The sequence below is a fragment of the Novosphingopyxis sp. YJ-S2-01 genome (assembly GCF_016093175.1).
Taxonomy (GTDB): domain Bacteria; phylum Pseudomonadota; class Alphaproteobacteria; order Sphingomonadales; family Sphingomonadaceae; genus Novosphingopyxis; species Novosphingopyxis iocasae.
In genome coordinates this window covers 1791327-1816772 of the sequence record NZ_JAEDAI010000001.1, presented here as the reverse complement: position 1 = coordinate 1816772, position 25446 = coordinate 1791327, and the positions used below count along the sequence as shown (strand labels likewise).

Sequence of the window (25446 nt, the reverse complement as noted above, 5' to 3'; positions counted from 1 at the left end):
GTTGGTCAGGTCTTATTGACATAGACAGCGAATCGTGACAGTTCGTCAGGGAAAGCTGACATAAGGGAGGCAGATGATGGCGAAGTTTACTTTGGAGCGGATGGTCCGGGGCTCGTACAAAATATATCGCGCACCATGGCTCGATATCTTCTTCGGCATTGCCACGGCTGCGTTTCTTAATGTGCTGATCCAGCCCCATCTCGGCACCGCTCATCTCGGCGCTGCGGCGCTGATCGTTGCCGGCGGACTCATCGCTGCCAGTGTTCTAGGCACGGCGCTGACCGGACTGGATCGGCGTTTTGCGGAAGATTACAGCTTCCGCCTGATGAGCCAGGCGGCGCTGGCGGGGAATTTGAGCACGTTTTTCGCGATCGCGCTCTGGATACAACTGTTTGGCCGGGTGGACTGGCTTAAGTTTCCAGATCTTAATCAGGGGCTAGCCACTCTGCTCGGCAGTTGGAGCCTTTGCTACCTCTTCCTGCGCGTGCGCACCGCACGATGAAGAACCGACTGCGGGTGCTGCGCGCCGAGCGGGAGTGGAGCCAGGCGCGGCTGGGCGAGGAGCTCGACGTTTCGCGCCAGGCGATCAACGCGATCGAAACCGGCAAATATGATCCGTCGCTGCCGCTGGCCTTCAAGATCGCACGACTTTTCGAACAGAGCATAGAGGAGATTTTCGATGATGGGTGGAGGAGTGAAGATGATCGATAAGGAGGACAGCCGCTCCGGGCTGAAACGGGGCCTCTGGATATTGGCAAGTTGCCTGGCGCTGATCTTTCTCCTCGGCATCGGCGCGGGCTTCTTGTCGGCACATTTGGAGCATGGTGGCGGCTCTCCCGGCACGGCAGGATATGCCGTGCTGGCGGCCGTTCTGGTACTGATTGCCGGTGCGGTGGTGCTGCTCGTCCGCTCGCTGAACCCGGGCAACGGCGAAGCGCCAGCGACGCGCAAGGAACGGCTGAACCGCAACGTGCTGATCGCATCCGGCGCACTCGGGGGTCTTATCGCTGCCGCGCTCATAGCGTCAGGCGGCGCGGATGCGGTCTTCGCAGGCGGCCCGTTGCCGTCCGGCATCGCCCTTGCCCTTGCCGCCATCGTCGCGATTCTGCTGCCTGCTCTGTCCTATTACTGGCATCGCTATGCGGTCGATGAACAGGAAATGGAGGCCTACAAGCAAGGCGCCCTGGCGGGCATCTACGTATACATGATTGGCGCGCCGACATGGTGGCTGCTCTCGCGCGGCGGCTGGGTGCCTGAAGTCAACGGCATTGCGCTCTATCTGATTACCGTATTCACGGTGGGCGGCGTATGGATCTGGCAAAAATATCGGTGAGCCGAACGCTTCCGCAATATCGCAACCGACACCGCCGGTTCCTATCTTGACGGAAGCCTTTTCAGAGGAGCTTTTCCATGACCTTCGCCACTCTCCGCAAATCCGCCCTGGCCGGCGCCCTTGGCCTTGGCTTGATCGGCTTCGGTGCGGCCAATGCGCAGGAGGCCGTGCAGCCTGGCGCGGCGGCGGCGCAGGGCGAGGCCGCCCCGGCCAGCGCACCCGCAACGGTGCAGGCCGATCCAGCCTTGTGGCTGGTGGAGGATGACGACACCAAGATCTATCTGTTCGGCACAGTGCACATGCTGAAGCCGGGGATCGACTGGTTTGCAGGCCCCGTGAAGGCCGCGTGGGATGCCAGCGACAGCGCGGTGTTCGAGGTGCTGCCGGGCGACGATCAGGCAGCGACGGTGGCCACTTTTCAGCGGCTCGGAACCGATCAGACGGGCGTGAAGCTGCGCGATCGGCTGGAGGGCGAGGACCGCAGCCAGTATGAAGCCGCGCTCACCAGCTTCGGCATCCCCTACCCCACCTTCGACAGCTTCGAGCCGTGGCTGGCGACCATGAATCTGTCGCTGCTGGGCTTTGCCAAGGCGGGGTTCGATCCCAATAGCGGTGTCGAAAGCATCCTACAGGCCAAGGCGAAGGCCGCGGCCAAGCCGATGATCGGGCTGGAAACCATCGAGGAACAGCTCGGCTTTCTCGACAGCCTACCGATGACGAGCCAAGTGAAATGGCTGAACGAGACCGTCGACACCTTGCCCGATGCGGACGAGGCGATGGACGAAATGGTGTCAGACTGGGCCGCGGGCGAGCCGGAGAAGCTGGCCGAACTCCTCAACGAGGGCATGAACGATCCGGTGCTGCGCAAGGCGATGCTGACCCAGCGTAACGAGAACTGGGCCAAGTGGATCGATCATCGGCTGGAGCAGCCCGGCACGGTGTTTCTGGCTGTGGGTTCAGGGCACCTTGCAGGCGCCGACAGCGTGCAGGATCAGCTGAAACGTTACGGACTGAACGCGGTACGGGTAGAGTAACTGGAGGAACGAGCAAGCTAGCCGCATGTGATTGCGATGGAAAGTTGGGCGAAGATGCGCCCCCTTTGCATTTGCTTAAGCCCGGCGCATCATAGGTCTGGTCCATGCGCTTCCTCCTCGCCCTGCTCTCGCTCGTCGCGCTCTATGGTTGCTCCGACGCCGCGCCGACCTATGACGTCAGCCCTTCCGCCAAGCCTGCGCTCTGGGCGGTGGAAGGCGCGGACGGCGGCCCTCAAGCCTATCTCTTCGGGACGGTCCACTTGCTGCCCGAGGGCGTGGAGTGGCAGAGCCCGGCGCTGGACAAGGCGATGGACCGCTCCGATGCGCTGGTGATCGAAGTGCTGGGCGCGGATGATCCGCAGAAACTGGCCGGCGCATTCAAGGCGCTCGCCTTCTCCCCTAATCTGCCCCCGGTCGAGGAACGCCTGCCCGCCGATCTGAAACCGGAGCTGGAACAGGCGAAGGATGGCATCGGCCTTGCCCGCATGATGCTGGACGGCATGGAAAGCTGGGCCGCGGCGTTGACACTGGCGTCCGCCCAGCACGAAAAGCTGGGGCTGGACCGCGCGGACGGCGTGGAAACTGTGGTCGAGGCGCACTTCAAAAAGGCCGACAAGCCGATTTGCGGGCTGGAGACGATGGAAGAACAGCTCGGCGCCTTCGATACGCTACCGGAGACAGAACAGCGGCAGATGCTGAAGGATGTGGTGTCGGATACGTCGGACGCGCGCGCCGAATTCGAAAAGCTGCTCCAGGCCTGGGCGAGCGGCAATGAATCCGGGCTCATCAAGGCTTCGCAGGGCGGCATGATGGACACGCCGCGCATTCGCGAAGCGGTGCTGGTCGCGCGCAACCGCGCCTGGGCGGAGCGGCTGGATGCAATGCTGAAGAAAAACGAGCATCCGTTCGTCGCAGTGGGTGCCGGGCATCTGGTGGGTCCGGACAATGTGCGCGAGTTTCTCGCGGCCAAGGGATATAAGGTGGTGCGGGTGCAGTAAGTTTGCCGCTTGGCAAGCACAGATCACTGGACTGCGCCTACCAATGGCTCGGCCTTGCCTTTATCCCCCTTCCCCCCTATAGCGCGCGCCTTCGTGCGGCATATTCATCCCTGGAGGGTGCCGGACGAGACAACCAACTGGAGAATTACAATGAGCGATCAGCTGACCCTGTCGGCCGAAGCGCGCGAGCGGGCGGGCAAGGGAGCCTCCCGTGCACTGCGTCGTGAAGGCCGCGTTCCCGCCGTGATCTACGGCAACAAGAAGGACGCCGCGTCCATTCACGTGTCCGAAAAGGAGCTGTTCAAGCTCCTCATGACCGGCCACTTCATGAACAGCGTTGTCGAAGTGACGCTGGACGGCTCTACCGAGCGCACGCTGCCCAAGGACGTCCATTTCGATCCGGTCACCGATCGCCCGATGCATGTCGACTTCCTGCGTCTCGACAAGAACGCGAAGATCGACGTGAACGTCCCCGTCGTATTCGTGAATGAGGAAGCATCGCCCGGCCTTAAGCGCGGCGGCGTTCTGAACGTCGTGCGTCACGAGCTGGAACTGCTTTGCGCTTCCGACAAGATCCCCGGCGAGATCGAAATCGACGTCACCGGCCTGGAAGTCGGCGATTCGATCCACATCTCGGCGGTCACGCTGCCCGAGGGCTCGGAAAGCGCGATCACCGACCGCGATTTCACCATCGCCACCATCGTCGCTCCGTCGGCGCTGAAGCGCGATGAAGGCGAATCCGGCGAAGACGAGGTCACCGAGACCGAAGTCACCGAACAGCATGCCGAGACCGTCATGGGCGAGCAAGGCGAAGAAGAAGACAAGCCGTCCGAATGATCGGACGCTGTCGCAAGACGTTGATCGGGGCGGCGCTCATCGCCGCCCCCTTCATGCTTGCCCCGGCTGCCGCGCAGCAGCAGCCAACCGCACAGAGCGATTTTTCCTGCTATGCCCTGCTGACGTCGCAGGCGCAGGCGATCGCGGTCAATCAGCGCATCCCGCCGGCCCAGAAGGCCGAACGCCTCCGCCAACTCGACATCCTGATCGCCTTCTTTCAAGGGCGCATCAGCCAGCTTTCCGCCCAAGGCGCGCTCGCCATGCTGAACCGCGGAAAGCAGGTGGTGGTCGTCATGCCGCCGGCCGAACGTGAGGCGCAGTTGACCAATTGCACCGCCGTCTACAGCTCGGTGGATGGTTTTACCCAGCAGCTCGATCAGGGTCTCGATCCTGCCGCGCCCTGACGCGCATTCTCATCAGACGCACTCAATCAGGAGGCATCCGTCATGCAGCTCTGGGTCGGCCTCGGCAATCCGGGCCCGCGCTATGCGCTGCACCGGCACAATGTGGGCTTCATGGCGCTGGACGCCATTGCGGAACTGCACGATTTTCCCGCGCCTTCGAAGAAGTTCTCCGGTTGGCTGGTCGAAGGGCGCTTCGGCAGTGAGAAGATCCTGTGCCTGAAGCCCGCGACGTTCATGAACGAGAGCGGCCAAAGCGTCGGCCAGGCGATGCGCTTCTATAATCTGGAGCCCGCCGACGTCACCGTCTTCCATGACGAGCTCGACCTCCAGGAATTCAAGCTGAAGGTGAAGACGGGCGGCGGCCACGCCGGCCATAACGGCCTGCGCTCCATCGACGCGCATATCGGCGCGGACTTCCGCCGCGTGCGCATCGGCATCGGCCACCCCGGCTCCAAGGAGCGCGTGAACGGCCATGTCCTCGGCAATTTCGCCAAGACTGAAATGAACGATCTTGCGGACATGCTCGGCGCGATCGGTGCGGAAGCAGAGTGGCTGGCGAAGGACGAGGATGCCCGCTTCATGAATGAGGTCGCGCTGCGGATGCAGGGCTGACGCCCCATCCCTTCAAGCGGGCTGCGCGCGCAGACGCGGCATCGCCCCCCCGCGCGCCACTGGAAATCTGCCGCTTGCGGCGCTAGATGCGCTGGCATCACATCAGGACGAGTATCTCATGGGTTTCAAATGCGGGATCGTCGGGCTGCCGAATGTCGGCAAGTCCACGCTGTTCAATGCGCTTACGGAGACGCAGGCGGCGCAGGCGGCCAATTATCCTTTCTGCACGATCGAGCCGAATGTCGGCCAGGTCGCCGTGCCCGATCCGCGTTTGCAGAAGATCGCCGGCATCGCGGGCAGCGCGAAGATCATCGAGACGCAGCTCAGCTTCGTGGACATTGCCGGCCTGGTGCGCGGCGCCTCCACCGGCGAGGGTCTGGGCAACCAGTTTCTCGGCAATATCCGCGAAGTGGACGCCATCGTCCATGTGCTGCGCTGCTTCGAGAATGACGACATCCAGCATGTCGAGAACAAGGTCGATCCCATCGCCGATGCCGAGACGGTGGAGACCGAGCTGATGCTCGCCGACCTCGAAAGCCTCGAAAAGCGCGTGCCCAATTTGCAGAAGCGCGGGGCCAGCGGCGACAAGGAAGCCAAGGCCACCGCCGCGGTTCTCTCCAAGGCGCTCGATCTGCTGCGCGACGGCAAGCCCGCACGGCTTACCGAACCGGCAGACGAGGAAGAGGCCCGGCTGTTCGCGCAGGCGCAGCTGCTCACCGCGAAGCCCGTGCTCTATGTCTGCAATGTCGAAGAAGACGCGGCGGCGAACGGCAATGAATATAGCGCGCGCGTGTTCGAAAAGGCGAAAGCCGAAGGCGCGGAGGCAGTGATCGTTTCCGCCGCGATCGAGGCGGACCTTGTCGGCATGAGCCAGGAGGAGAAGATGGAATTTCTCTCCGAAATGGGGCTGGAGGAAACCGGCCTCGCCCGTATCATCCGCGCGGGTTACGAGTTGCTCAATCTGCAGACGTTCTTCACCTGCGGCCCCAAGGAAGCGCGCGCTTGGACGGTGCACAAGGGCGCCAAGGCCCCCGAAGCGGCGGGCGAAATCCACAGCGACTTCCAGCGCGGCTTCATCCGCGCCGAAACCATCGCCTATGACGATTATGTCGAATATCAGGGCGAAGCCGGCGCACGCGAACACGGTCGCCTGCGCCAGGAGGGCAAGGAATATCTGGTGCAGGACGGCGATGTGATGCTGTTCAAGTTCAACGTGTGATCGGCGCACAGCCGTAACATTTCGGCTCTACAATCCACAGGCGGTTGGATTGCTGATGCCCGCGCCGGGTGACGGAGTATAACATGAAGAAACTGGTTCTGCTGATCCTGGCGCTGATCGCCGCTCCGGCGCTCGCGCAGGAAGCGCCGCCGCCGCAGGATGCGCCCACCCCTGTTATCTTGATCGGCATTGATGGTTTTCGCGCCGATTATCTGAACCGCGGCATCAGCCCGAATATCTCGGCCATCGCGGCGGAGGGCACCAGCGCGCCGATGCGGCCAAGCTTTCCCACCAAGACCTTCCCCAATCACTACACGCTCGTCACCGGCAAGCGGCCCGACAATAACGGCATCGTCGGCAACTCGATGATCGACCCGCGCCGACCGGGCGTGATGTTCTCGCTGGGCGATCCCAAGCAGTCGCTCGACCCCTTCTGGTGGGACGAGGCGGAGCCGATCTGGGTCACTGCCGAAAAGCAGGGCGTGCGCACCGCCACGATGTTCTGGCCCGGCAGCGAAGTCGCGATCCATGACCAGCGGCCGCAGGACTGGCAGCGCTTCGATCAGGCGGTAACCGGTCGTCAGCGGGTGAATGCGGTACTCGATTGGATGCGCCGTCCGGCTGATATTCGTCCGCGCTTCGTAACGCTGTATTTCGATACGGTGGACACCGCCGGGCACCGTTACGGTCCGGACAGCGCGGAAGTGAACGCGGCAATCCAGAACGTCGATGCCGAAATCGGCTATCTGCGCGAAGGCCTGCGCGCCATGGGCGTGAACGCGGACATCGTCGTGGTCGCCGATCACGGCATGCGCGCGGTGGACCCGGCGAAGGTGGTTCAGCTTGCCGATCTGCTGCCGCTCGACAGCTTCATCATGGTCGAAGGCGGGCCCTATGCCGCGATCGAGCCTGCCGCGGGCACCGACGACATTGTCTATGACGCACTGTTGAAGGCGCACGACCATATGGATTGCCGGCGCAAAAAGGACCTGCCGGGTCGCCTCGATTACGGTGAGAACCCGCGCGTCGCAGCGATCATCTGCATTGCCGAGCCCGGCTGGACGATCCTGGCAGGCGATCCGCCCTACCCGGTTTCGGGCGGCGCGCATGGCTATGACAATCAGGACCCCGACATGCTTGCGCTGTTCGCCGCCAGCGGCCCGGACATCACCGGGGAAGCCAAGGGCACGTTCGACAATGTCGATATCTATCCCCTGCTCGCCCGCCTGATCGGTATCGAGCCGCTGAAAAGCGACGGCAGCGACAATCTGGCCAAGGCGCTGACACGCAAGTAACCGCGGGCGCCAAAAGGAAGGGCGTTCGGCCGGGCCTCACCGCTTCCTGTGAGGCGTCTTAATCGCTTGCCATCTGCCGGGACGTGACCGAAGATTGCGGCCATGCAATTTTACGAAGACCTGATCGTCGGTTCGCAGCGCAAATTCGGTCGCTACGAAGTCACACGCGAGGAGGTGCTGCAGTTCGCCACCGCCTATGATCCACAGCCTTTTCATCTTGACGATGCGGCGGCGGCCGAAACCTATTTCGGCAAGCTTTCCGCCAGCGGCTGGCACACTTGCGCCATGACCATGCGGATGATGGTCGATAGTTGGGAGGATGAGGCGCAGGCCTCGCTCGGCTCACCAGGCATTGACGAATTGCGTTGGCTGCGCCCGGTTTACCCGGGTGATGTGTTGCGGGTGGAAAGCGAACTGATCGAAAAGCGCCGCTCGGGCTCGCGCCCTGAAATGGGCATTACGAAAACGCGGCAGACCACCTTCAATCAAAAGGACGAACCGGTTCTGTCGATGATCGCGAACGGCCTCATCCGCGTGCGCGATCCGGAAGCGAACGACTGACCGGCACTCGCAGGTCTAAGCAGGGCTTCCAGGTCGTCAGCTTTCCCGCGCAGCCGTCAGATGCCGCAGGTATACACACCTTGCGGATATTGCTGCTCGGCCTGCTCGGTAATGACGGTGAGCGTCGCCGGCCAGCTCTGCGCATTCGCTTCCACTGCACCTGGCACTGGCTCCCCATTAGCCGCGTCAGTCGGCACCGTGACCGGGGCGGAGGCGGTATCGTCCCGCACGATCGTAATCGTCAGGCCCTTCTGATTCTGAAAGGCCGGGCCTTCGGTGAGGTAGTTATAGCCGCCGCCGCGCATGCCATCCAGGCGCACGACCCCGCCGGGCAGCCGCACCACCGCGCGCGGGCGTTCCATCGCGCCCGCCGGGGAGGCTGCCACCAGCAGCAGTTCGTCTGCCGCGGAGGTGAACGAACAGCTCTGCAAGGGATCGATCGCTCCGCCGAAATCGGCGGCGGTAACGGCCTGCAGATTGAGTGCGGCCTGGCTGCTCTGTGCCGGTTCCGCCTGAGAGGGCGACGCACCTAGCGATGGGCCGGACGTCGTTTGCGCCAGTTCGGCTACGCTGCGATCCGGCTCGAACTCATCTACGGGAACGGTACGGGCGCAAGATGCCAGAAGGATCGGGGCAGCGGCAATAAACAGAAAGGCTTTCATGCAGGCGGAGATAGCCCGTTGCTGCCTGTTTTTAAAGGCGCGATGGCGCGCTAAATCGGCTCAGGCGCCGCAGGTCCACAGACCGTCGTCGAAGCGCGCCTCGTTGCCGTCGGCGATCGCCACCGTCATATCGCCCTGACCTCCCGCGGCCTCGATCACCGCGATGACATTGCCGTCCGAGAAACGACCGCCATTCTGGATCGCCTCGATCCCCCCGGCCGTATCCGCCTGCAGCGTGCGGAAATCGCCGCCCAGCTTCAACAGCCCCTTGCCCTTGGCCGCGCCATTTGCCGGACCGGCAGCCACGAACAGCTCGCGCCCGTCCGCGCTGGTGAAACGACAGGTCGGGCCGCTGCCAAGCCGCGCCTCATAATCGGCCTGGGTCAGCGCATCGAGCACGATCGGCCGCTCCTTCGCCGTCGGCGGCGCATCGGCGGGCAGATAAGTGTTGTTTTCCTTGGCGATCTCTTCCTCGCTCTTGTCCGAACAGGCGGCCAGCGCGAGCGGCAGGGCGGCGGTCAAGCTCAGGACGACGGACAGGCGCAGGTGCATAGGGATCTCCCTCGATTCGCATGGATCGATGGGGCGATGCGCTAAGTGCGGGAGCGCTGCAATTCAATGCTCTTGCGGCGCATTGCGCCCCCGGTTGCGTCGATTGCGGTCCGACGATACTGCCCGATCGATTTTCGGAAGTGGCTTTCCGTGCCGTCTGGCGTGCAGCTTCAGCGGGTTACGTCCCGCGATGTGCACAGGACGGAAACCACCTGTCCGGATGCAGCGCATAGCGGCCGCAGGTTCACGGACCATCGCCGCAGTGCGCCCTTCGCCGTGGGACAGTCCGCCTCGAACTCGGCTTCCCCGCCTTGCGCAGCGATACGGAACCGTGCTTCGACGAAAGGACGCGAGGGCTCGGGCCACAAGTCCCACCAGAGGCGGCCGATCACATCGGCGGTATCGTCGATCTCCAAAGCAAGGAGGCCGTTGCAGTTCATGAAATCCAGATGGCCGTCGATGCTTAGCAGCTTGACGCAGTCTTTTGACTTTTCGAGCAACCCGACCGCCAGATCGTTTCCGCTGAGGCCGACCGATCCCGCAATGGTGATGGCTACGGCCTCCGGCGACATGTCCCGTTTCTGCTTCATCCAGTATCTCGGCACCGTGACCATTGCCCGTACCTGACATGAGCGACCGCCGCCCGTCGATTACCCCTTCGGATAATGACGCTGTTGGCAAGCAACGAGGCCCCTTTCATCAAATTAGATGACGCGTTCGCGGACCTGAAAGCCAAGGGGTCTAGGTTTGAGTCCGCCGCCGGAACAACTGCTCTACGGCCAAAAAGGTCGCCGTCGCCAACCACGCAACTGTCAAAATCAGAACAGAGGCAAAAATGTTTCTTGGGGTTAAAAAATAGGTGAGCGCCCTGATCACGAAAGGGGCAGCTCCGATCGTCGAGAGAACCAACAACCGCGATAGCCGTCCAGCTATCCAAGACTCGGCGAGGACATAGATAGGAGTCGCCAAAAACCAGCTTACGGCCGTCAAAAAATACGGGATCGGAGAACTGAAAGCCTGAGTGAACGATATCTCGTCCAAGAGCATCCACCAGAGCGTTCCGGCAAGCGGAGCCGCGACAGCCGCTGCGGCGATTGCCCGTACGTCTCTAAGTGCCATGGACCCCGTCGTTAGATAATTAATAAACGATCGCAATGGGGCGCTTTAGCGACTGCAGGCTTTTGGTCCCGCGAAACCTTAAAACGTCATCAGAACGGCTCGACGCATCAGCTCACTTCCGCCCGAATAGCTTCTCGATATCTTTGTGGCCCAGTTTCACCCAGGTGGGCCGCCCGTGGTTGCATTGGCCGGAGCGGGGGGTGGCTTCCATGTCGCGCAATAGCTGGTTCATTTCGGCCACGTTGAGCACGCGGCCCGCGCGGACGGAGCCGTGGCAGGCCATGGTGGCGGCGACATGGTCGATGCGTTCTTTCAGGCTCAGTGCCTCGTCATAGGCAGCGAGTTCGTCGGCGAGGTCTTCGATCAGGCCCAGAACATTGCCGTCGCCCAGCATTGCCGGCACGCTGCGCACCAGCATAGCGCCCGCGCCGAAGCGCTCCAGCTCGAGCCCGAACGCGGCGAGTTCGTCCGCGCGCGCTTCCAGCCGGTCGCAAGCTGTTTCTTCCAGCTCGATCACCTCGGGCATCAGCAGGCGCTGTGCTGGCACAGCCCCCTCGCCCGCCGCGGCGCGCATGCGTTCCAGCACCAGCCGTTCATGCGCGGCATGCTGATCGACGATCACGAGCCCATCTTCTGCTTCTGCCACGATATAGGTCTTCGCGACCTGCCCGCGCGCAACGCCGAGCGGATGATCGGCCGCCTGCGGCACGGCTTCGATTGCCGGCGCGGCGCGGCCCATGGGGGCGAAGGGGGTGGGATCCTCGCGGAAGCTATTCCCCTCTCCCTCGCTCGGCGGGGTGGGCATGGGATGATGCCCCAGGCTGGAAGCGGCGGCGTATTCATTGGGCGACCCCACCTCCAGCCCCTCCTGGATATGGGAGGAGGACAGCGCCGCGCTGCCTTGCGACCACAGCATGCGTTCGGGCTCGCGCACCGGTTCCTGCTGCCAGAGCTGCTCGCTCGACTGGCTCGGGCGGCTGACAGAGCGAAAGCCCGCCTCCTCCAGCGCACGCCGCAGCCCCGAGACGATCATGCCGCGGATCATCTGCGGCTCCCGAAAGCGGACTTCGGTCTTGGCGGGGTGGACGTTCACATCGACCGCTTCCGGCGGCACGTCGAGGAACAGCGCCAGCACGGCATGGCGATCGCGCGCAAGCATGTCGGCATAGGCGCCGCGCACCGCGCCGGTCAGCAGCCGATCCTTCACCGGGCGGCCGTTGACGAACAGATATTGGTGGTCGGCCACGCCGCGGTTGAAGGTGGGCAGGCTGGCGACCCCGCCCAGCGTTACGCCCTCGCGCTCCAGCTCCACCGCGACGCTGTTTTCGACAAGGCCCGGCGTGGTGAGCGCGGCGACCCGTTCCGGCCCGGTCATGCCCGGCTGCACCGAGAGCGTGCGCCGCCCGTCATGGTCCAGCGTGAAGCCGATTTCGGGCCGCGCCATGGCGAGGCGCTTTACCGCATCGAGCGCGGCGGCATATTCGGATCGCGCGCTGCGCAGGAATTTGCGCCGCGCGGGCACCTTGGCGAACAACTCCTCCACACGCACCCGCGTACCCGGCGGAATGGCCGCCGGGCCTTCCTCCGCCAGCAGGCCGTGGTCGACGGTGCGGGACCAGCCCTCGCCGTCCTTCGTGCGGCTTTCGATGGTGAGCCGCGCGACCGAGGCGATCGACGGCAACGCCTCACCGCGAAAGCCGAGCGTTTCAACCAGTTCCAGCGCTTCGGTTTCGCCCAGCAGGCTCTCGGGCAGCTTAGACGTGGCGTGCCGTTCCAGCGCGAGTTCCATCTCCGCACGCACCATGCCGCAGCCGTCGTCGGTGACTTCGATAAGGCCCAGACCGCCGCTTCCCAGCCGGATCGCAATGCTTTGCGCGCCCGCATCGATCGCGTTTTCGACGATCTCCTTCAGAGCGCTGGCGGGCCTTTCCACCACCTCTCCGGCGGCGATGCGATTGACCAGGGATTCGGGAAGCCTTCTTATTGACATGGGGGGCGATCTAGCCGAAGCGCACGCATCAGGCGACTCCCCATAGCGCGATAGGATGTTTCGCTGCCGAAACGGCGGCTCGAACCCGCTATAGGATTTGCCAACAGGGACCCGCCCCACCCAAGGCACAGGAATAGTCATGGTTTTCTCTCGTCTCTTCAAGTTCAACTCGCATGACATGGCGATCGACCTCGGCACCGCGAACACGGTGGTCTATGTGCGCGGCCAGGGCATCGTCCTGAACGAGCCTTCGGTGGTGGCGATCGAGACGCTGCAGGGCATCAAGAAGGTGCGCGCCGTGGGCGACGACGCCAAGATGATGATGGGCAAGACGCCCGATTCGATCGAGGCGATCCGCCCGCTTCGCGACGGCGTGATCGCGGACATCGATGTCGCCGAGCAGATGATCAAGCATTTCATCCACAAGGTGCACGGCAAGCGCCGGATGTTCAGCTATCCCGAGATCGTCATTTGCGTGCCGTCGGGCTCCACCAGCGTGGAACGCCGCGCGATCCGCGATGCCGCCAGCAATGCGGGTGCATCGGAAGTGTTCCTGATCGAAGAGCCGATGGCCGCTGCGATCGGCGCCGATATGCCGGTGACCGAACCGATCGGCTCCATGGTGGTGGATATCGGCGGCGGCACGACCGAAGTCGCCGTGCTGTCCCTGCGCGGCCTTGCCTACACCACCTCGGTGCGCACCGGCGGCGACAAGATGGACGAGGCGATCGTCTCCTATGTCCGTCGTCACCACAATCTGCTGATCGGCGAAGCCACGGCGGAGCGGATCAAGAAGGAATATGGCATCGCCCGCGCCCCTGCCGACGGCATCGGCCAGACGATCCACATCAAGGGCCGCGATCTTGTGAACGGCGTGCCCAAGGAAATCGCCATCAATCAGGGCCAGATCGCCGATTCGCTGTCAGAACCGATCGGCACGATCGTGGAAGGCGTGCGCATCGCGCTGGAAAACACCGCGCCGGAACTGGCCGCGGACATCGTCGATCAGGGCATCGTGCTCACCGGCGGCGGCGCCCTAATGGCGGGCCTCGACGAGCAGCTTCGCGACGAGACTGGCCTGCCCGTGACGGTGGCCGAGGATCCGCTCACCTGCGTTGCGATCGGCACCGGCCGCGCGATGGAAGATCCGATCTTCCGCGGGGTTTTGACGACCGCCTGAGCCCGCCCGTTCACCATTCGCCGTCCATCAGGGGGGAGCGACCGACATGGCCACGCCGCCGAGCCGGCGTCCGGGTTTTTCCCGCAAGGCGCAATATGGCATTTTCGCCGGCTATGTGCTGGCGGTGGCCGGTGCGCTGGGCGGACTGCTGCTGCTTGCCATCTCGCTGATCGACCCAACCGGGTTCGCCGCGCTCCGTTCGATCGGGCGTGAGGCGACGGCGCCGGTGGCCGAGGGCGTGGACGGCGGCCGCCGCGCCGTGGGCGGCGCCGGCAGCACCATCGCCGCTTATGTGAACGCCGGACGCAAAAATGCCGAACTGCAGCGGCAGGTCGATGCCTATCGCGCGGAGCTGATCAAGGCCCGCTCGCAGGAGCGCGAGATCGAGCGTCTGCATCAGATGCTCGGCCTGGTCCAGAACACCGCCGAACGGGTCGCAGTAGGCCGCCTCATCAGCACCAGCGCCTCCTCCACGCGCCGCCTCGCGACGCTATCGGTCGGCACGCGGCGCGGCGTGCGCTCGGGTCAGCCGGTGCGCAGCCCCAAAGGGCTGGTCGGCCGCATCCTGAACGCCAGCGCAGGCACCGCGACCATTCTGCTCATCACCGATCCGGAGAACGTGGTGCCGGTGCGCCGCGCAAGCGACGGCCTGCCCGCTTTTTCCACCGGCCTTGCCGACGGCAATGTCGAAATTCGCGCGATCAATGCGGGGCAGAACCCGTTCCGTGCGGGCGATGTGCTGGTGACCAGCGGCAATGGCGGCCTTTATGCGCCCGACATTCCGGTGGCGCAGGTGCTGCGCCTGACGCCGGACGGCGCGGTGGCGCGGCCGTTCGCGCAGCCCGCCGACACCAGCTATGCGATGGTGCAGCGCGTCTTCATTCCCGTGGCCCCGCCCAAGGCGCCGGAGGCCCCCGCCTCCGATCTGCCGGCGGATGACGCGGCGGGCGAATAAGCCGCCATGCGCCGTTCCACAGTCACCAATGCCTATCCCGTCGCCAAGCGCCGCCGTTACCGATCAAGGCTGAACCGGCGCGCCTCGCCGCTGAAGGCGAATGCCGTGCCGATCATCTCGGTGCTGGTCGCCTCGCTCGTCACCACCCTGCCCATCCTTACCGCGCTGCCGCTGCTCCCGCCGCTCGGCCTCATGATGTTGATCGCCTGGCGCCAGCTGCGCCCCGGCCTGTGGCCGATCTGGATCGGCTTTCCGCTCGGCCTGTTCGACGATCTGTTCTCCGGCCAGCCGATCGGAAGCGCGGCGTTCCTGTGGTCCGTCGTGGTGATCGCGCTCAGCCTGATCAATGATCGCACCAACTGGCGCGATTACTGGCAGGACTGGCTTGTTGCGGCTTTATGCCTTATATTCGCGATCATTGGGGGCATGCTGATAGTGGGGCTGGTGTATGAACCGGCCGGGTTGGAGCCGCTGGTGCCGCAAATTCTGCTTTCGATCTTCGGTTTTCCGATCGTGGCGCGCATTGTGTCCGCGCTGGACAGGTGGCGTTTGTCGGCATGATTTCCTTCCGCAGGCGCCGCCGCAGCACCAGCAAACGCTCCAAGCCGCCCAAGACGATCAACAGCGCGCAGCAGGACTTCACCTTCACCCGCCGGGCGATGTTCGTCGGCGGCGTGCAAGGCGTGCTGGGCCTCGCCTTGGCCGCGCGCATGACGTATATCTCCGTGGCCGAGAACGAGCGCTACAAGCTGCTTTCCGAAAGCAACCGCGTGAACCTGACGCTGCTGCCTCCGCGCCGCGGCTGGTTCATCGATCGCTATGGCAAGCCGATCGCCGACAACCGCGCCGATTTCCGCGTCGATATCATTCCCGAGCGCCTTGCCAACCGGGAAGGCACCGTGCGCGAACTGGCGACGCTCCTCAACCTCAGCGGTGAGGAAGTGACCCGGATCAACAAGGAACTGGACGAAAAGAGCGGGTTCCAGCCCGTCCAGGTCGCCTCCGGGCTCGATTGGGAACGCTATGCCGCCGTCTCGGTACGTCTGCCGGACATGCCCGGCGTGTCGCCGCGCCAGGGCTTCTCGCGCCGCTATCCCGCGGGCGCCGCGGTCGGCCATCTGATCGGCTATGTCGGCACCGCGTCGAAGGAAGAATATGACGAGAGCAAGGATCCCTTGCTCATCACGCCCGGCTTCAAGATCGGCAAGGACGGGCTGGAATCGGCCTTCGAGCAGGATCTGAAGGGCAAGCCCGGCGCCAAGCGCGTCGAGGTAACGGCCAGCGGCAAGATCGTGCAGGAACTCACCACCCGCTCCGACGTGCCGGGCAAGCCCGTGCAGCTCGCGCTCGACATCGATCTGCATCACTATGCCGCGCGGCGCCTGGGTCAGGAATCGGGCAGCGTGGTCGTGATTGACTGCGAAACCGGCGGCATCCTGACGATGGCGTCCATGCCCAGCTTCGATCCCAACAGCTTCTCCGACGGCATCGGCGTGAGCGAATATAAGTGGCTGCAGGCTGACGATCACGTTCCCTTGCGCAACAAGGCGCTAAAGGGCCTCTATCCGCCCGGCTCCACCGTGAAGCCCAGCCACGCGATGGCGTTCATGGAGAACGGCATCGATCCGGACGAGAGCATCATCTGCGGCGGCGGACGACGCATCGGCAACCGCTTCTTCCACTGCTGGGGCAATCATGGCGTGGTCGATATGGCCAAGGGCATCTACCAGAGCTGCGACAGCTATTTCTATCACTTCGCGCAGAAGGTCGGCTTCGAAAAGGTCGCGAACTTCGTCGACCAGCTCGGCATGGGGCAGGAATTCCCCCTGCCCGTCACCAGCCAGTTCTACGGCACGGTGCCCAGCCCAAGCTGGAAGGAGAAGAAGTTCGGCAAACCTTGGCAGACCTATGACACGGTGAACGCCAGCATCGGCCAGGGCTATTATCTTGCCAATCCGCTCCAGCTCGCCGTGATGTGCGCGCGGCTCGCTACCGGCAAGAAACTAATGCCGCACCTCGTCATGGATCAGCAGGCCCCGCCGCCAGCCAGCCTCGGTTTCCCCGAAGACCATATCGTTCGCGTGCGCAACGCGATGTCGGACGTGGTGAACGGCCCCGGCACCGCCGGCCGTGCGCGCCTGCCGCTCGACAATGTCAAACTGGCGGGCAAGACCGGCACCGCGCAGGTGGTCAGCCTGTCGCGCGGCGACGGCAAGAACACCATCTGGAAATATCGCGACCACGGCCTCTTCATCGCCTTCGCGCCGTTCGACAACCCGCGCTATGCCTGCGCCACGGTGATCGAACATGGCGGCGGATCCGGCGCGGCCTATCCGGTGGCCCGCGACGTTCTGCTGTATCTCTATGACCGTCAGAAGGCGATGGATTCGCTCCTCGCGCTGGAAAAGCAGTGGGGCGGCGATATCGAACAGCGCATGGCGCGCGATCTCGCCCTTTTCCGCGCCCGCCAAAGCGGTGAAGCGCAATCGGACACTAAGGACGGGGAGCAGACGACATGAGCACGCGCCCCGGCGGCATCGTCCCCGCCCCCATTGCGGAGCTTCCCTGGAAGCTTATCCTGACCCTGTTCTGCCTGGCCGGTTTCGGCGGCGTGGTGCTCTACAGCGCAGCCGGTGGCCATCTGATGCCCTGGGCTGCGCCGCATCTCGTGCGCTTCACGGTCGCCCTCGGCCTTGCCATCGTCATTTCGCGCTTCTCGCCGGATTTCTGGAAGCGCATGACCTTTCCTATTTACGGCGCGGTGCTGGGCATGCTGCTTCTGGTGGAGCTGCTCGGCCAGATCGGCGGCGGCAGCCAGCGCTGGCTGAATCTGGGCGTTATCACGCTGCAACCGTCCGAGCTGATGAAACCCACCATCGTCCTCGCGGTCGCCCTGTTCTTCGATCGGTTGCCACCGAGCAAGCTTTACACCTTCGACGCGATCTGGCCGCCGCTGGTGCTGATGGGTTTGCCCAGCGCGCTCGTGCTCCTGCAGCCCGATCTCGGCACCACCATCACCATCGTCGCGGGCGGCGTCACCGTGGCCTTCATGGCCGGCCTGCCGATGCGCCTGTTCGTGGGCGCGGGCGCGGCGATCGCAGTGATCGCCCCCCTCGCCTTCTTCTTCGTGCTGCACGATTATCAGCGCGGGCGCGTGACAACCTTCCTCGATCCGTCGGCCGATCCACTGGGCGCGGGCTATCATATCAGCCAGTCCAAGATCGCGATCGGATCGGGCGGGCTGTGGGGCAAGGGCTTCCTCAACGGCACGCAGAGCCACCTCAACTATCTGCCCGAAGGCCATACCGACTTCGTGTTCGCCACGATGAGCGAGGAATGGGGACTGATGGGCGGCATCGCGATCCTTATCGGCTTTGCGCTGCTGTTCCGCTGGGGCTTCGCGGTCGCGCTGCGCGCCAACACGCGCTACGGAAAGCTGGTCGCCGCAGGGCTGACCACCACCATCTTTTTCTACGTCGCGATCAACCTGATGATGGTGATGGGCCTCGCCCCCGTGGTGGGCATTCCGCTGCCGTTCCTGAGCCATGGCGGCAGTTCCATGCTGACGATCATGATCTGCATCGGCCTCATCATGTCAGTCGATCGCAAGCCCGGCCGGGGCGGCGGCGCTTTTTCGTAGGAAATCGCAGCGGACCTAGTAGCGTGAAAGGCCGCAGCGGCACCCTCTCTCCGGCACCTTCAAAATTTTTCGCTGCCGCAGCGCATTCAAGCGTTGACAATGCGGCTCCCATGAACCAAATGCCGCCTTCCCAAGCGCGCCCCAACAGGCGCCGCGGCCATGGGGACGCATAGCTCAGTTGGTAGAGCAGCTGACTCTTAATCAGCGGGTCCTAGGTTCGAGCCCTAGTGCGTCCACCATTTTTCATTAATTGATAACATTTGGCTTGTGCCCCTGGCTGCCTGAGAATGCGGCTCGTTCGGCCTCATGGGACTTCAGTGGATTGCGTAAACGCGCCAGCTGCGTCGGAATGAATGCGTCGGCCGCTAGCCCCAGATCTAGCTTCCACCCTGTCGCAGCCCCAGCTTGCCGACCACGGTGTCTGCCGGCGATCTATGTGTACAAGGCACGTTGCCGTTGTTGCCGAAACACCCATTAGCGTGCAGATGGGCCCGGTGGAGAACCAAAACCCAAATTCCGCGCTACCGCTCACTGTCCGTATCCTTCTGTTCGTACTGCTATTTCTTGCGGCGGCCTGGCTGATTTACCGAACGTTCGAGCTACTGCTGCTTGTGTTCGGAGCCATGCTGGTTGGCCTGCTCCTAAGCGTCACAGCGAATGAGCTACGGCAGCGAATTGGCCTCGCTTACAAATGGGGCGTGTTGCTGGCCACGATCCTACTGATTGCCTTTTTGGGGGGTCTTGGTTGGTTGTTCGGGCATGAGGTAGTGACGCAGATCGGCGATCTGGGGCAGAAGGTGCCCCAGGCTTGGGAACGCTGGTCCCGCAGCCTGTCGCAAAATCCCATGGGCAAGGTTTTGGTGGACTCACTACAATCTCAAAACACCATCGTTTTTATCACGAATGAATCCCGCGCCATCGCCGAAGGCAGCGTAACAGTCCTTTTCAATCTGTTGATCGTGATCGCGGGCGGGGTATTTTTCGCGGCGGCGCCACGCCGCTATCGCCATATTTTCATAGCGCTATTTCCACGCCCCGCCCGGCCGCTAGCTGCGAGAACGGCAAGAGATCTCAGCCACAACCTTTCCTATTGGTTGCTGACCCAATCCGCATCGATGGTGATTATGGGAATCATTTTTACGATCGGACTTCACCTCTCCGGAGTGCCAGCCGCGAGCGCCCTGGGTGTTCTGGGTGGGCTCAGCGAGTTCATCCCTTATGTGGGACCAATTCTCGCAATGATTCCCGCGATTCTGCTGGCGTTCGCCGGGCAGGGATCTCTTCTGGGCGTAATTCTCACCTATCTGATTGCCCGGATTGTGCAGGCGAACATCATCACGCCGCTGCTCACCAGCCGGCTCGTATCCGTGCCGCCGGGAATCTACATGTTTCTCATTCTGGGAGCCGGATATGCATTTGGCACCTTCGGCCTGTTCTTCGCGGGACCACTCGCCATTTTCTTCTACACGATTTGGGTTCGCCTTTATCAACGCCATTTTCTGGGAGACCCGGTTTCGCCTACAGCAGGGCAGCTTTAGATTATTTCGTGACGCTGTGGGTTCGATAAAATTTAAGCCCGACGACTTGCTACCCGACACGGATGGCAGCTGACCCTTCTCGTTGAAAAAGAGCGGGCGACCTCGTCAGAATGGAGATCGTAGAGTTGGGCGCGATCGAGATGCGGGTGAAGGCGGGATATTCCTGAAGCACTCTAGCGCAGCTGGCTGTCCTTGCTGCCGCGGCGATTGAAGCCGCTGGCCCCCCTCGCCTTGTCGCGTTTGGCCTGGCACTCCACGCAGGTGCGCACCCCGGGCAGCGCTAAGCGGCGCTTTTCCGGAATGTCTTCCCCGCACATATCGCAATATTCTGCGCTTTCGCCCTTGGGCATGCGCGAGCGCGCCTCGGCGACAGCATCGCTCACCGTATCGTCGATCTGATCCTGTACGGCGCCGTCGCGCGCCCATCCACCTGCCATCGCAGCCTCCTGTTACTGCACCGGATATGGGAACGCCGGTGCTGCCGCGCAATCGCCGGGGAAATGCCGCGCCCCGCTGCAACGCAGCGGAACGGGAAACCGCATCGTCTGTTTGGACAGGCAAGTCTCCTGACATTCGAAAGGCCTATTTAATGACCGACCGCAGCTTGCTGTTCGAACCGCTTCGCATGGGCGATCTTGTCCTGCCCAACCGCGTGCTGATGGCGCCGCTCACCCGCAACCGGTCTCTTGGCGACGGCACGCCCAAGGAATGGGCCGAAACCTATTACCGCCAGCGCGCAGCGGCCGGGCTGATCCTCAGCGAAGCCACGCAGATCAGCGCGATGGGCAAAGGGTATCTCGATACGCCCGGCATCTACACCGACAAGCATGTCGAGGGCTGGAAAAAGATCGTGGATGCCGTGCATGCGGGCGGCGGGCGCATCTTCTGTCAGCTTTGGCATGTGGGGCGAATCAGCCATGTCTCCCTGCTGCCGGAGGGCAAGCAGCCGGTTTCCTCCAGCGCGGTGCAGGCCGACGCGCAGACCTACACCGCCAACGGCTTCGAACAGGTGAGCGAACCGGTCGCGCTGGACGACGAGGGCATAGCGCAGACGATCGAGGATTATCGCAACGCCGCCCATTGCGCGGCGCGCGCGGGGTTCGATGGGATCGAAGTGCATGCCGCCAACGGCTATCTGCTCGATCAGTTTTTGCAGGATGGCGTCAATCGGCGCGATGACAAATATGGCGGATCGATCGAGAACCGCATGCGCCTGCTTGAAGATGTGCTCGATGCCGTCATGAACGAATTTCCGAAAGAGCGGATTGGCGTGCGGCTGTCCCCGCTTGGGCAGGCCAGCGACATTTCGGACAGCAATTCCGAAAAGCTGTTTTCCGCGGTCTACCAGATGCTGTCGGAGCGCGACCTCGCCTACCTTCACGTGGTCGAGGCTTTTCCGGGCAGCGATGGGGACAGCGAGCAGCATGCGCTGATCCGGCGGCTGCGCGAACAATATGACGGCGTGTACATTGCCAATGGCGGCTATGATGCAGACAGCGCGGTTCGGGAAATCGAAGGCTGGAACGCCGACGCGGTCACCTTCGGACGGCCGTTCATCGCGAACCCAGATCTACCCGAGCGTTACCGGCGCGATGCGGCGCTGAACGAGCCCGATCCGGACACCTTTTATGGCGGTGACGAGACGGGCTACACCGACTACCCGTTTCTGGATGAGCCGCGCTGAGGCGGGGCGGAATAGTGGCGGGCGCCGGGTTTACCCCCAGCGCTCCGTCCACCCCTTCGTCACGGTGACGATGTCGCCAAGCTTCGCATTGGCGAATAGCTTGGCGGCAAATCCATCCGGCACGCCAACGCAGCCATGGGTGGCATAGCGGTTATCGACTTCGGAGCTGTGGACGGCGACGCCGTCCCAGGTCAGCCGCAGCATATAGGGCATCGGCGCGTCGTACAGGTTCGAGACGTGATCGATGTCTTTTTCCAGGATCGGAAAGGTGCCGAGCGGCGTGGGTTTATGATCCGCTCCATAAATGATCGTCGCGCGGCCAATCTCATATCCGCCGCGATAGGCGTAGATCTGTTCGCTATCGATATCGACGACCAGACGTAGCGGACCGGCAGGCGCGCGCCCTTCATCCCAGATCCATTCGCCGGACTTCAGCGGCGCGGGCAGCGTGCGCACGGTGGTGGGTTGAAACTCGCCCTTGTTAGCAGACGGCTTGGCCTTGGCGGGCTTCGCCGCGGGTGCCTGAAGCTGACGCTGCTCGCCGGCACCGGCGGCTTGCTCGTTGATCTGGCGGTTGGCGGGGCGCGGGCGCTGTGCGGGTTGGCCCGCGGTCTCGTGAATGAACCGGTCCTGGCCCGCGCGCGTCTGCGCTTCGGCGCTTTCATCACCCGTCATGCTGACCAGCGCGAATGTCACGCCGAAAAGGATCGGCAGGATAATCAGCATCTGAAGCGCGAACCGGGCAAGTCTCATGATGGCCATTCCGATACTATGACAGTTTGGCACGATTCTGCCAATCGGGCCAGCGCAGCCGTGTCAGGCGGGGACGATAGACCGGAAATCGTTAACGGCGCTTGCCGAGCCCAAAAAAAAAGCGCGCCCGGATGGCCGGGCGCGCCTTGTTTACCATTCGATTGGGTGGCGGATCAGAAGCTGCCGCGCACCGTGACACCGTAGGTCCGCGGCTCGGCGAGATAGGCCGAATAGGTCTGCTGTTCAGCCACGAACGGCGTGTTGAACGCCACCTGCGTATAATCAATGTTGAATAGGTTCTGCGCCCACAGTTCGATCGAATACTGGTTGTCGGGTGCGCGCACGCCGATGCGGGCGTTCACGACGGTGAAGCTGTCCTGCTCCTTGCCGTACAGAAGATCCGAACCGGTGTTGTAATCGCTCACCGTGCGGACGTTGGCATAGGCAAGGCCGCTCCAGCCGCTGTTGCCGATCGGCGGGGTCCAGCTTGCCGAGGCCGTGGCAGTGATGGCCGGGGCATTGGACAGACGCTCGCCGGGCAGCAGGCGGAGGGCCGGATCCAGCGGAGCACCGCTGTCCGTGCCGATCAAGTTGTCCTCATAGCGCGTATCGGCGTAGGTCAGACCTGCAGTGAAGTTCAGATACTGGCTCGGGTTGATCGTGCTTTCCAGCTCGACACCCTGCGCCAGCACGCCGAACTTCACATCGTCCGGGCTGCACGACCCGGTGAGGCCGAAGGCGTCTTCGTCCGCGCCGTCCAGATTGGTGCTGCAAGCGTTGATGTTCTGCACCAGGAAGACCGAGCCGTTGAACGTGTTCAGCTGGAAGTTCGAGAATTGCTGGCGGAACGCGGCGATGCCGAGCGAGAACTCGCGCGTGCCATATTTCGCACCGATCTCGAAGGCATCCACCGTTTCCTGCGCGAACTGCAGGTTGGAAGCATCGGCCAGCGCATTCGGCCCGACGATGACCGAGATGTTGCTGGCGCCCAGCGTATCGGCGGGCGAGTAGAAGGTCCCGCTGATCGCCGAACGATCGAGGTTGAAACCGCCCGCCTTATAGCCGCGCGAATAGCTGCCGTAGAGCAGCAGATCCTGCGTCGGCTTGTAGCTGACGATGGCAGTGCCGGTCAGTTCCTCTTCGTTGCGGCGATCGTTGAACGTCGCACCGTTAAGCTCCGAAGTGCTGTTGCCCTGACAAGTGAGCGAGATGATGCCACCGGCCAAGCCTGCCAGAGACGGCACGCCCAGAAGGCCGGAAAGCAGTGCGCGGTTCTGCGGACAGATCGTGTTGTCGTTGCCGATCAACGCATCGAAACGCTTCGTTTCATTGGTGTACCGCAGACCCAGCGTCACATCGAGCTTGTCGGTGACGTGAATGATATTGTGTGTGAACGCGGCGAAGCTTTCGCTGTTCTGCTTGTAGATATCACCGGTCGAGCCGAGATCGTTCACACGCGCCAGATTGTCGAGGCCCGCCAGAAGGAGCGGTGTTGCGGGACCAAAGGCAGCGGGGCGCCCGGGAACCTGACCGGCGAGAAGCGCACGTCCGCCAGCGCTGAGGCAGGCATTGCTGCCCGGCGCCGCAAGTGCCGGGTTGATGGCGTTGATGATACGGCACGGCGCAAATGCACCATATTGCGTGCCGAAGCGCAGATTATCGCGCACCACGAGATCTTCATTGGCGTAGAAGCCGCCAACGAGCCAGTCGAGCTTGTTATCGAACAGCGAACCCTGGAAGCGCAGTTCTTGGGTAAAGGTATGGAACTGGCGGGCGCCGGCATTTTCGGTTGGCGCGCGGTAGAGGATATCGACCTGCGTGTAGTCGGTGTCCGAACCCTGATAGTTGTTATACTCGCGGTAACCCGTGATCGACGTCATATCGACATTGCCGAGATCGTAATTCACCTCGAGCGAAACGCCGTAATCCTTCGTCTGCCCCTCGAAACTGCGACCGGGCGTCACGTAGATGTCGCGGTCGAACGTGCCGTTGTTGAGGGCGGCCGGATTCTGCCCGAGGCCGAGCAGCACTGGGATAATCGGGTTCGCCGTGCTGGTGAGCGGCGGAGTGCCCATCGGTCTATCGAACTTAGCATTTGCAGAGGTTGCAGGAAGGTCATCACTGAGCCGCGCGAGTGGCGCGAAATCGGTCTGCACGAATGTGGCGGCGCAGCAGGCTTCGTTCTTCTCGGAATAATCGCCCACGAGGCGCGCAGTCAAAAGCTCGTTCGGTTCGAACAGGAGCTGGCCGCGAACGAGATAACGATCGCGGTCGTTGACGCGCACATCGTTGACGACATCTTCGTAAAAGCCGTCGCGCTTGAAATAGACGCCATCGACACGGCCCGCCAGCGTATCGCTGAACGGCACGTTGAGACCTGCCTCTACGCGGATCGCGTCATAATTGCCGTAGGTGAAGGCACCATAGCCGCTCAGATCGAATTCCGGCGGGGCGGTATAGATCGAAATGAGACCGGCCGAGCTGTTACGGCCACCGAGCGTACCCTGCGGGCCGCGCAGGATTTCGATACGGTCGATCGGGCCGAGTTCGCTGAGCGCATTGCCCGAACGTGACCGATACACACCGTCGACGAACACCGCGACCGAGCTTTCAAGGCCGGGGTTGTCGCCCACCGTACCGATACCACGAATACGGGCCGAACCGTTCGCCTCGTTACCGGTGGAAGAAACCAGCAGAGACGGCGCCACCTGGTTCAGTTCGCGGATATCGCTGGCGCCGGACTTTTCGAGCTGATCGCCCGACACGGCATTGACCGCGATCGGAACGTCGTTGAGCGACTGGCTGCGCCCCTGTGCGCGAACGATGATAACGCTGCCGTCATCGGCCTGCGCTACGGCAACGCCGTTATCGTCCGGCGCAACATCGGCGCGCTGCGTGACCGTATCCTGCGCCGGCGCAGTCTGTGCAGCCTGAGCGAAAGCGGCACCCGGCAAGGCGAGGCCTGCCAGAGCGGTCGAAACGGTCAGCGCGTGGCGCAAACGGACATAAGGGCGGGTCTGCATGGTGGCATCTCTCCTTCGTAAAGCCGCCGCCTGCATGATTCAGGCGTTCGGTATGTT

General features: G+C 63.1%; 25 protein-coding genes and 1 tRNA gene. 19 read left to right on the top strand and 7 right to left on the bottom strand.

The window, feature by feature from the left end:
* The first annotated feature begins 73 nt into the window (after positions 1 to 73).
* From I6A82_RS08890 to I6A82_RS08840, 11 genes are all read left to right on the top strand, one after another.
* On the top strand, positions 74 to 502 hold the full coding sequence (locus I6A82_RS08890) for a hypothetical protein (RefSeq protein WP_198094569.1): 429 nt from the start codon (positions 74 to 76) through the stop codon (positions 500 to 502).
* Complete coding sequence (locus tag I6A82_RS08885) at positions 499 to 711, top strand: helix-turn-helix transcriptional regulator (protein ID WP_198094568.1); 213 nt, start codon at positions 499 to 501, stop codon at positions 709 to 711. Before I6A82_RS08890 ends, I6A82_RS08885 begins: the two co-directional genes overlap by 4 nt.
* Positions 701 to 1333 carry a hypothetical protein gene (locus I6A82_RS08880; protein ID WP_198094567.1) on the top strand — a complete coding sequence of 211 codons (633 nt, stop codon included), beginning with the start codon at positions 701 to 703 and terminating at the stop codon, positions 1331 to 1333. Before I6A82_RS08885 ends, I6A82_RS08880 begins: the two co-directional genes overlap by 11 nt.
* Positions 1334 to 1410: 77 nt before the next feature.
* Positions 1411 to 2367 (top strand): TraB/GumN family protein, encoded by a 957-nt coding sequence (locus tag I6A82_RS08875; RefSeq protein ID WP_198094566.1) that lies wholly within the window; start codon positions 1411 to 1413, stop codon positions 2365 to 2367.
* A gap of 104 nt (positions 2368 to 2471) precedes the next feature.
* The gene (locus I6A82_RS08870) at positions 2472 to 3365 is read left to right on the top strand and encodes a TraB/GumN family protein (RefSeq protein WP_198094565.1); all 894 of its coding nucleotides are present in this window, start codon (positions 2472 to 2474) and stop codon (positions 3363 to 3365) included.
* A gap of 150 nt (positions 3366 to 3515) precedes the next feature.
* Positions 3516 to 4202, top strand: a complete 687-nt coding sequence (locus tag I6A82_RS08865; RefSeq protein WP_187336007.1) for a 50S ribosomal protein L25/general stress protein Ctc — start codon at positions 3516 to 3518, stop codon at positions 4200 to 4202.
* The gene (locus I6A82_RS08860; RefSeq protein ID WP_198094564.1) at positions 4199 to 4606 is read left to right on the top strand and encodes a hypothetical protein; all 408 of its coding nucleotides are present in this window, start codon (positions 4199 to 4201) and stop codon (positions 4604 to 4606) included. Before I6A82_RS08865 ends, I6A82_RS08860 begins: the two co-directional genes overlap by 4 nt.
* A 42-nt stretch (positions 4607 to 4648) precedes the next feature.
* Positions 4649 to 5218: an aminoacyl-tRNA hydrolase gene (gene pth, locus I6A82_RS08855; RefSeq protein WP_198094563.1), complete on the top strand. Its 570-nt coding sequence runs from the start codon at positions 4649 to 4651 to the stop codon at positions 5216 to 5218.
* A gap of 118 nt (positions 5219 to 5336) precedes the next feature.
* Positions 5337 to 6437 carry a redox-regulated ATPase YchF gene (ychF, locus tag I6A82_RS08850; protein ID WP_198094562.1) on the top strand — a complete coding sequence of 367 codons (1101 nt, stop codon included), beginning with the start codon at positions 5337 to 5339 and terminating at the stop codon, positions 6435 to 6437.
* Between the two features lie 83 nt (positions 6438 to 6520).
* The gene (locus tag I6A82_RS08845; protein WP_198094561.1) at positions 6521 to 7732 is read left to right on the top strand and encodes an alkaline phosphatase family protein; all 1212 of its coding nucleotides are present in this window, start codon (positions 6521 to 6523) and stop codon (positions 7730 to 7732) included.
* Positions 7733 to 7834: 102 nt separating this feature from the next.
* Entirely contained in the window at positions 7835 to 8293 is a 459-nt protein-coding gene (locus I6A82_RS08840; RefSeq protein ID WP_198094560.1) for a MaoC family dehydratase, read from the top strand.
* 56 nt (positions 8294 to 8349) lie between these two features.
* Here I6A82_RS08840 and I6A82_RS08835 read toward each other — a convergent pair whose 3' ends face one another.
* From I6A82_RS08835 to mutL, 4 genes are all read right to left on the bottom strand, one after another.
* On the bottom strand, positions 8350 to 8955 hold the full coding sequence (locus tag I6A82_RS08835; protein WP_198094559.1) for a hypothetical protein: 606 nt from the start codon (positions 8953 to 8955) through the stop codon (positions 8350 to 8352).
* Between the two features lie 60 nt (positions 8956 to 9015).
* On the bottom strand, positions 9016 to 9507 hold the full coding sequence (locus tag I6A82_RS08830; RefSeq protein WP_198094558.1) for a hypothetical protein: 492 nt from the start codon (positions 9505 to 9507) through the stop codon (positions 9016 to 9018).
* Between the two features lie 170 nt (positions 9508 to 9677).
* Positions 9678 to 10097 carry a PAS domain-containing protein gene (locus I6A82_RS08825; protein WP_232343377.1) on the bottom strand — a complete coding sequence of 140 codons (420 nt, stop codon included), beginning with the start codon at positions 10095 to 10097 and terminating at the stop codon, positions 9678 to 9680.
* Positions 10098 to 10738: 641 nt separating this feature from the next.
* Positions 10739 to 12616, bottom strand: coding sequence for a DNA mismatch repair endonuclease MutL (mutL, locus tag I6A82_RS08820; protein ID WP_198094556.1), 1878 nt, complete (start codon positions 12614 to 12616; stop codon positions 10739 to 10741).
* Positions 12617 to 12755: 139 nt separating this feature from the next.
* Between mutL and I6A82_RS08815 the strand changes: the two genes are divergently transcribed.
* The 7 genes from I6A82_RS08815 to I6A82_RS08785 all read left to right on the top strand — a co-directional run bounded on the left by I6A82_RS08815 (position 12756) and on the right by I6A82_RS08785 (position 19929).
* Positions 12756 to 13796, top strand: a complete 1041-nt coding sequence (locus I6A82_RS08815) for a rod shape-determining protein (RefSeq protein WP_187335997.1) — start codon at positions 12756 to 12758, stop codon at positions 13794 to 13796.
* 46 nt (positions 13797 to 13842) lie between these two features.
* Positions 13843 to 14751, top strand: coding sequence for a rod shape-determining protein MreC (mreC, locus tag I6A82_RS08810; protein ID WP_198094555.1), 909 nt, complete (start codon positions 13843 to 13845; stop codon positions 14749 to 14751).
* A gap of 6 nt (positions 14752 to 14757) precedes the next feature.
* Entirely contained in the window at positions 14758 to 15312 is a 555-nt protein-coding gene (mreD, locus tag I6A82_RS08805) for a rod shape-determining protein MreD (RefSeq protein WP_198094554.1), read from the top strand.
* Positions 15309 to 17270, top strand: coding sequence for a penicillin-binding protein 2 (gene mrdA / locus I6A82_RS08800; protein ID WP_198094553.1), 1962 nt, complete (start codon positions 15309 to 15311; stop codon positions 17268 to 17270). The genes mreD and mrdA overlap by 4 nt, the downstream gene beginning before the upstream one ends.
* Entirely contained in the window at positions 17267 to 18391 is a 1125-nt protein-coding gene (rodA, locus tag I6A82_RS08795; RefSeq protein WP_198094552.1) for a rod shape-determining protein RodA, read from the top strand. Before mrdA ends, rodA begins: the two co-directional genes overlap by 4 nt.
* A 163-nt stretch (positions 18392 to 18554) precedes the next feature.
* Positions 18555 to 18630 (top strand) — tRNA-Lys (locus I6A82_RS08790).
* 246 nt (positions 18631 to 18876) lie between these two features.
* Entirely contained in the window at positions 18877 to 19929 is a 1053-nt protein-coding gene (locus I6A82_RS08785; protein ID WP_232343595.1) for an AI-2E family transporter, read from the top strand.
* Positions 19930 to 20102: 173 nt separating this feature from the next.
* Here the strand turns inward: I6A82_RS08785 and I6A82_RS08780 are convergent, their stop codons facing one another.
* Entirely contained in the window at positions 20103 to 20366 is a 264-nt protein-coding gene (locus I6A82_RS08780) for a DksA/TraR family C4-type zinc finger protein (protein ID WP_198094550.1), read from the bottom strand.
* Between the two features lie 152 nt (positions 20367 to 20518).
* Here I6A82_RS08780 and I6A82_RS08775 point away from each other — a divergent pair, with 152 nt between their 5' ends.
* Positions 20519 to 21613: an alkene reductase gene (locus I6A82_RS08775; RefSeq protein ID WP_198094549.1), complete on the top strand. Its 1095-nt coding sequence runs from the start codon at positions 20519 to 20521 to the stop codon at positions 21611 to 21613.
* A gap of 30 nt (positions 21614 to 21643) precedes the next feature.
* Here the strand turns inward: I6A82_RS08775 and I6A82_RS08770 are convergent, their stop codons facing one another.
* Positions 21644 to 22366, bottom strand: coding sequence for a L,D-transpeptidase family protein (locus I6A82_RS08770; protein ID WP_232343375.1), 723 nt, complete (start codon positions 22364 to 22366; stop codon positions 21644 to 21646).
* A gap of 173 nt (positions 22367 to 22539) precedes the next feature.
* Positions 22540 to 25389 (bottom strand): TonB-dependent receptor, encoded by a 2850-nt coding sequence (locus I6A82_RS08765; protein ID WP_198094548.1) that lies wholly within the window; start codon positions 25387 to 25389, stop codon positions 22540 to 22542.
* Positions 25390 to 25446 lie beyond the last annotated feature (57 nt).

Coding starts and splice junctions, on each gene's coding strand:
- I6A82_RS08770 (WP_232343375.1), bottom strand. CDS start 22,366: ATGAGACTTGCCCGGTTCGCGCTTCAGATGCTGATTATCCTGCCGATC.
- I6A82_RS08775 (WP_198094549.1), top strand. CDS start 20,519: ATGACCGACCGCAGCTTGCTGTTCGAACCGCTTCGCATGGGCGATCTT.
- I6A82_RS08885 (WP_198094568.1), top strand. CDS start 499: ATGAAGAACCGACTGCGGGTGCTGCGCGCCGAGCGGGAGTGGAGCCAG.
- ychF (WP_198094562.1), top strand. CDS start 5,337: ATGGGTTTCAAATGCGGGATCGTCGGGCTGCCGAATGTCGGCAAGTCC.
- mreC (WP_198094555.1), top strand. CDS start 13,843: ATGGCCACGCCGCCGAGCCGGCGTCCGGGTTTTTCCCGCAAGGCGCAA.
- I6A82_RS08785 (WP_232343595.1), top strand. CDS start 18,877: ATGGGCCCGGTGGAGAACCAAAACCCAAATTCCGCGCTACCGCTCACT.
- I6A82_RS08815 (WP_187335997.1), top strand. CDS start 12,756: ATGGTTTTCTCTCGTCTCTTCAAGTTCAACTCGCATGACATGGCGATC.
- I6A82_RS08870 (WP_198094565.1), top strand. CDS start 2,472: ATGCGCTTCCTCCTCGCCCTGCTCTCGCTCGTCGCGCTCTATGGTTGC.
- I6A82_RS08865 (WP_187336007.1), top strand. CDS start 3,516: ATGAGCGATCAGCTGACCCTGTCGGCCGAAGCGCGCGAGCGGGCGGGC.
- I6A82_RS08880 (WP_198094567.1), top strand. CDS start 701: ATGATCGATAAGGAGGACAGCCGCTCCGGGCTGAAACGGGGCCTCTGG.
- I6A82_RS08845 (WP_198094561.1), top strand. CDS start 6,521: ATGAAGAAACTGGTTCTGCTGATCCTGGCGCTGATCGCCGCTCCGGCG.
- mreD (WP_198094554.1), top strand. CDS start 14,758: ATGCGCCGTTCCACAGTCACCAATGCCTATCCCGTCGCCAAGCGCCGC.
- mrdA (WP_198094553.1), top strand. CDS start 15,309: ATGATTTCCTTCCGCAGGCGCCGCCGCAGCACCAGCAAACGCTCCAAG.
- I6A82_RS08890 (WP_198094569.1), top strand. CDS start 74: ATGATGGCGAAGTTTACTTTGGAGCGGATGGTCCGGGGCTCGTACAAA.
- pth (WP_198094563.1), top strand. CDS start 4,649: ATGCAGCTCTGGGTCGGCCTCGGCAATCCGGGCCCGCGCTATGCGCTG.
- I6A82_RS08780 (WP_198094550.1), bottom strand. CDS start 20,366: ATGGCAGGTGGATGGGCGCGCGACGGCGCCGTACAGGATCAGATCGAC.
- I6A82_RS08825 (WP_232343377.1), bottom strand. CDS start 10,097: ATGAAGCAGAAACGGGACATGTCGCCGGAGGCCGTAGCCATCACCATT.
- I6A82_RS08830 (WP_198094558.1), bottom strand. CDS start 9,507: ATGCACCTGCGCCTGTCCGTCGTCCTGAGCTTGACCGCCGCCCTGCCG.
- I6A82_RS08835 (WP_198094559.1), bottom strand. CDS start 8,955: ATGAAAGCCTTTCTGTTTATTGCCGCTGCCCCGATCCTTCTGGCATCT.
- rodA (WP_198094552.1), top strand. CDS start 17,267: ATGAGCACGCGCCCCGGCGGCATCGTCCCCGCCCCCATTGCGGAGCTT.
- I6A82_RS08765 (WP_198094548.1), bottom strand. CDS start 25,389: ATGCAGACCCGCCCTTATGTCCGTTTGCGCCACGCGCTGACCGTTTCG.
- I6A82_RS08840 (WP_198094560.1), top strand. CDS start 7,835: ATGCAATTTTACGAAGACCTGATCGTCGGTTCGCAGCGCAAATTCGGT.
- I6A82_RS08875 (WP_198094566.1), top strand. CDS start 1,411: ATGACCTTCGCCACTCTCCGCAAATCCGCCCTGGCCGGCGCCCTTGGC.
- I6A82_RS08860 (WP_198094564.1), top strand. CDS start 4,199: ATGATCGGACGCTGTCGCAAGACGTTGATCGGGGCGGCGCTCATCGCC.
- mutL (WP_198094556.1), bottom strand. CDS start 12,616: ATGTCAATAAGAAGGCTTCCCGAATCCCTGGTCAATCGCATCGCCGCC.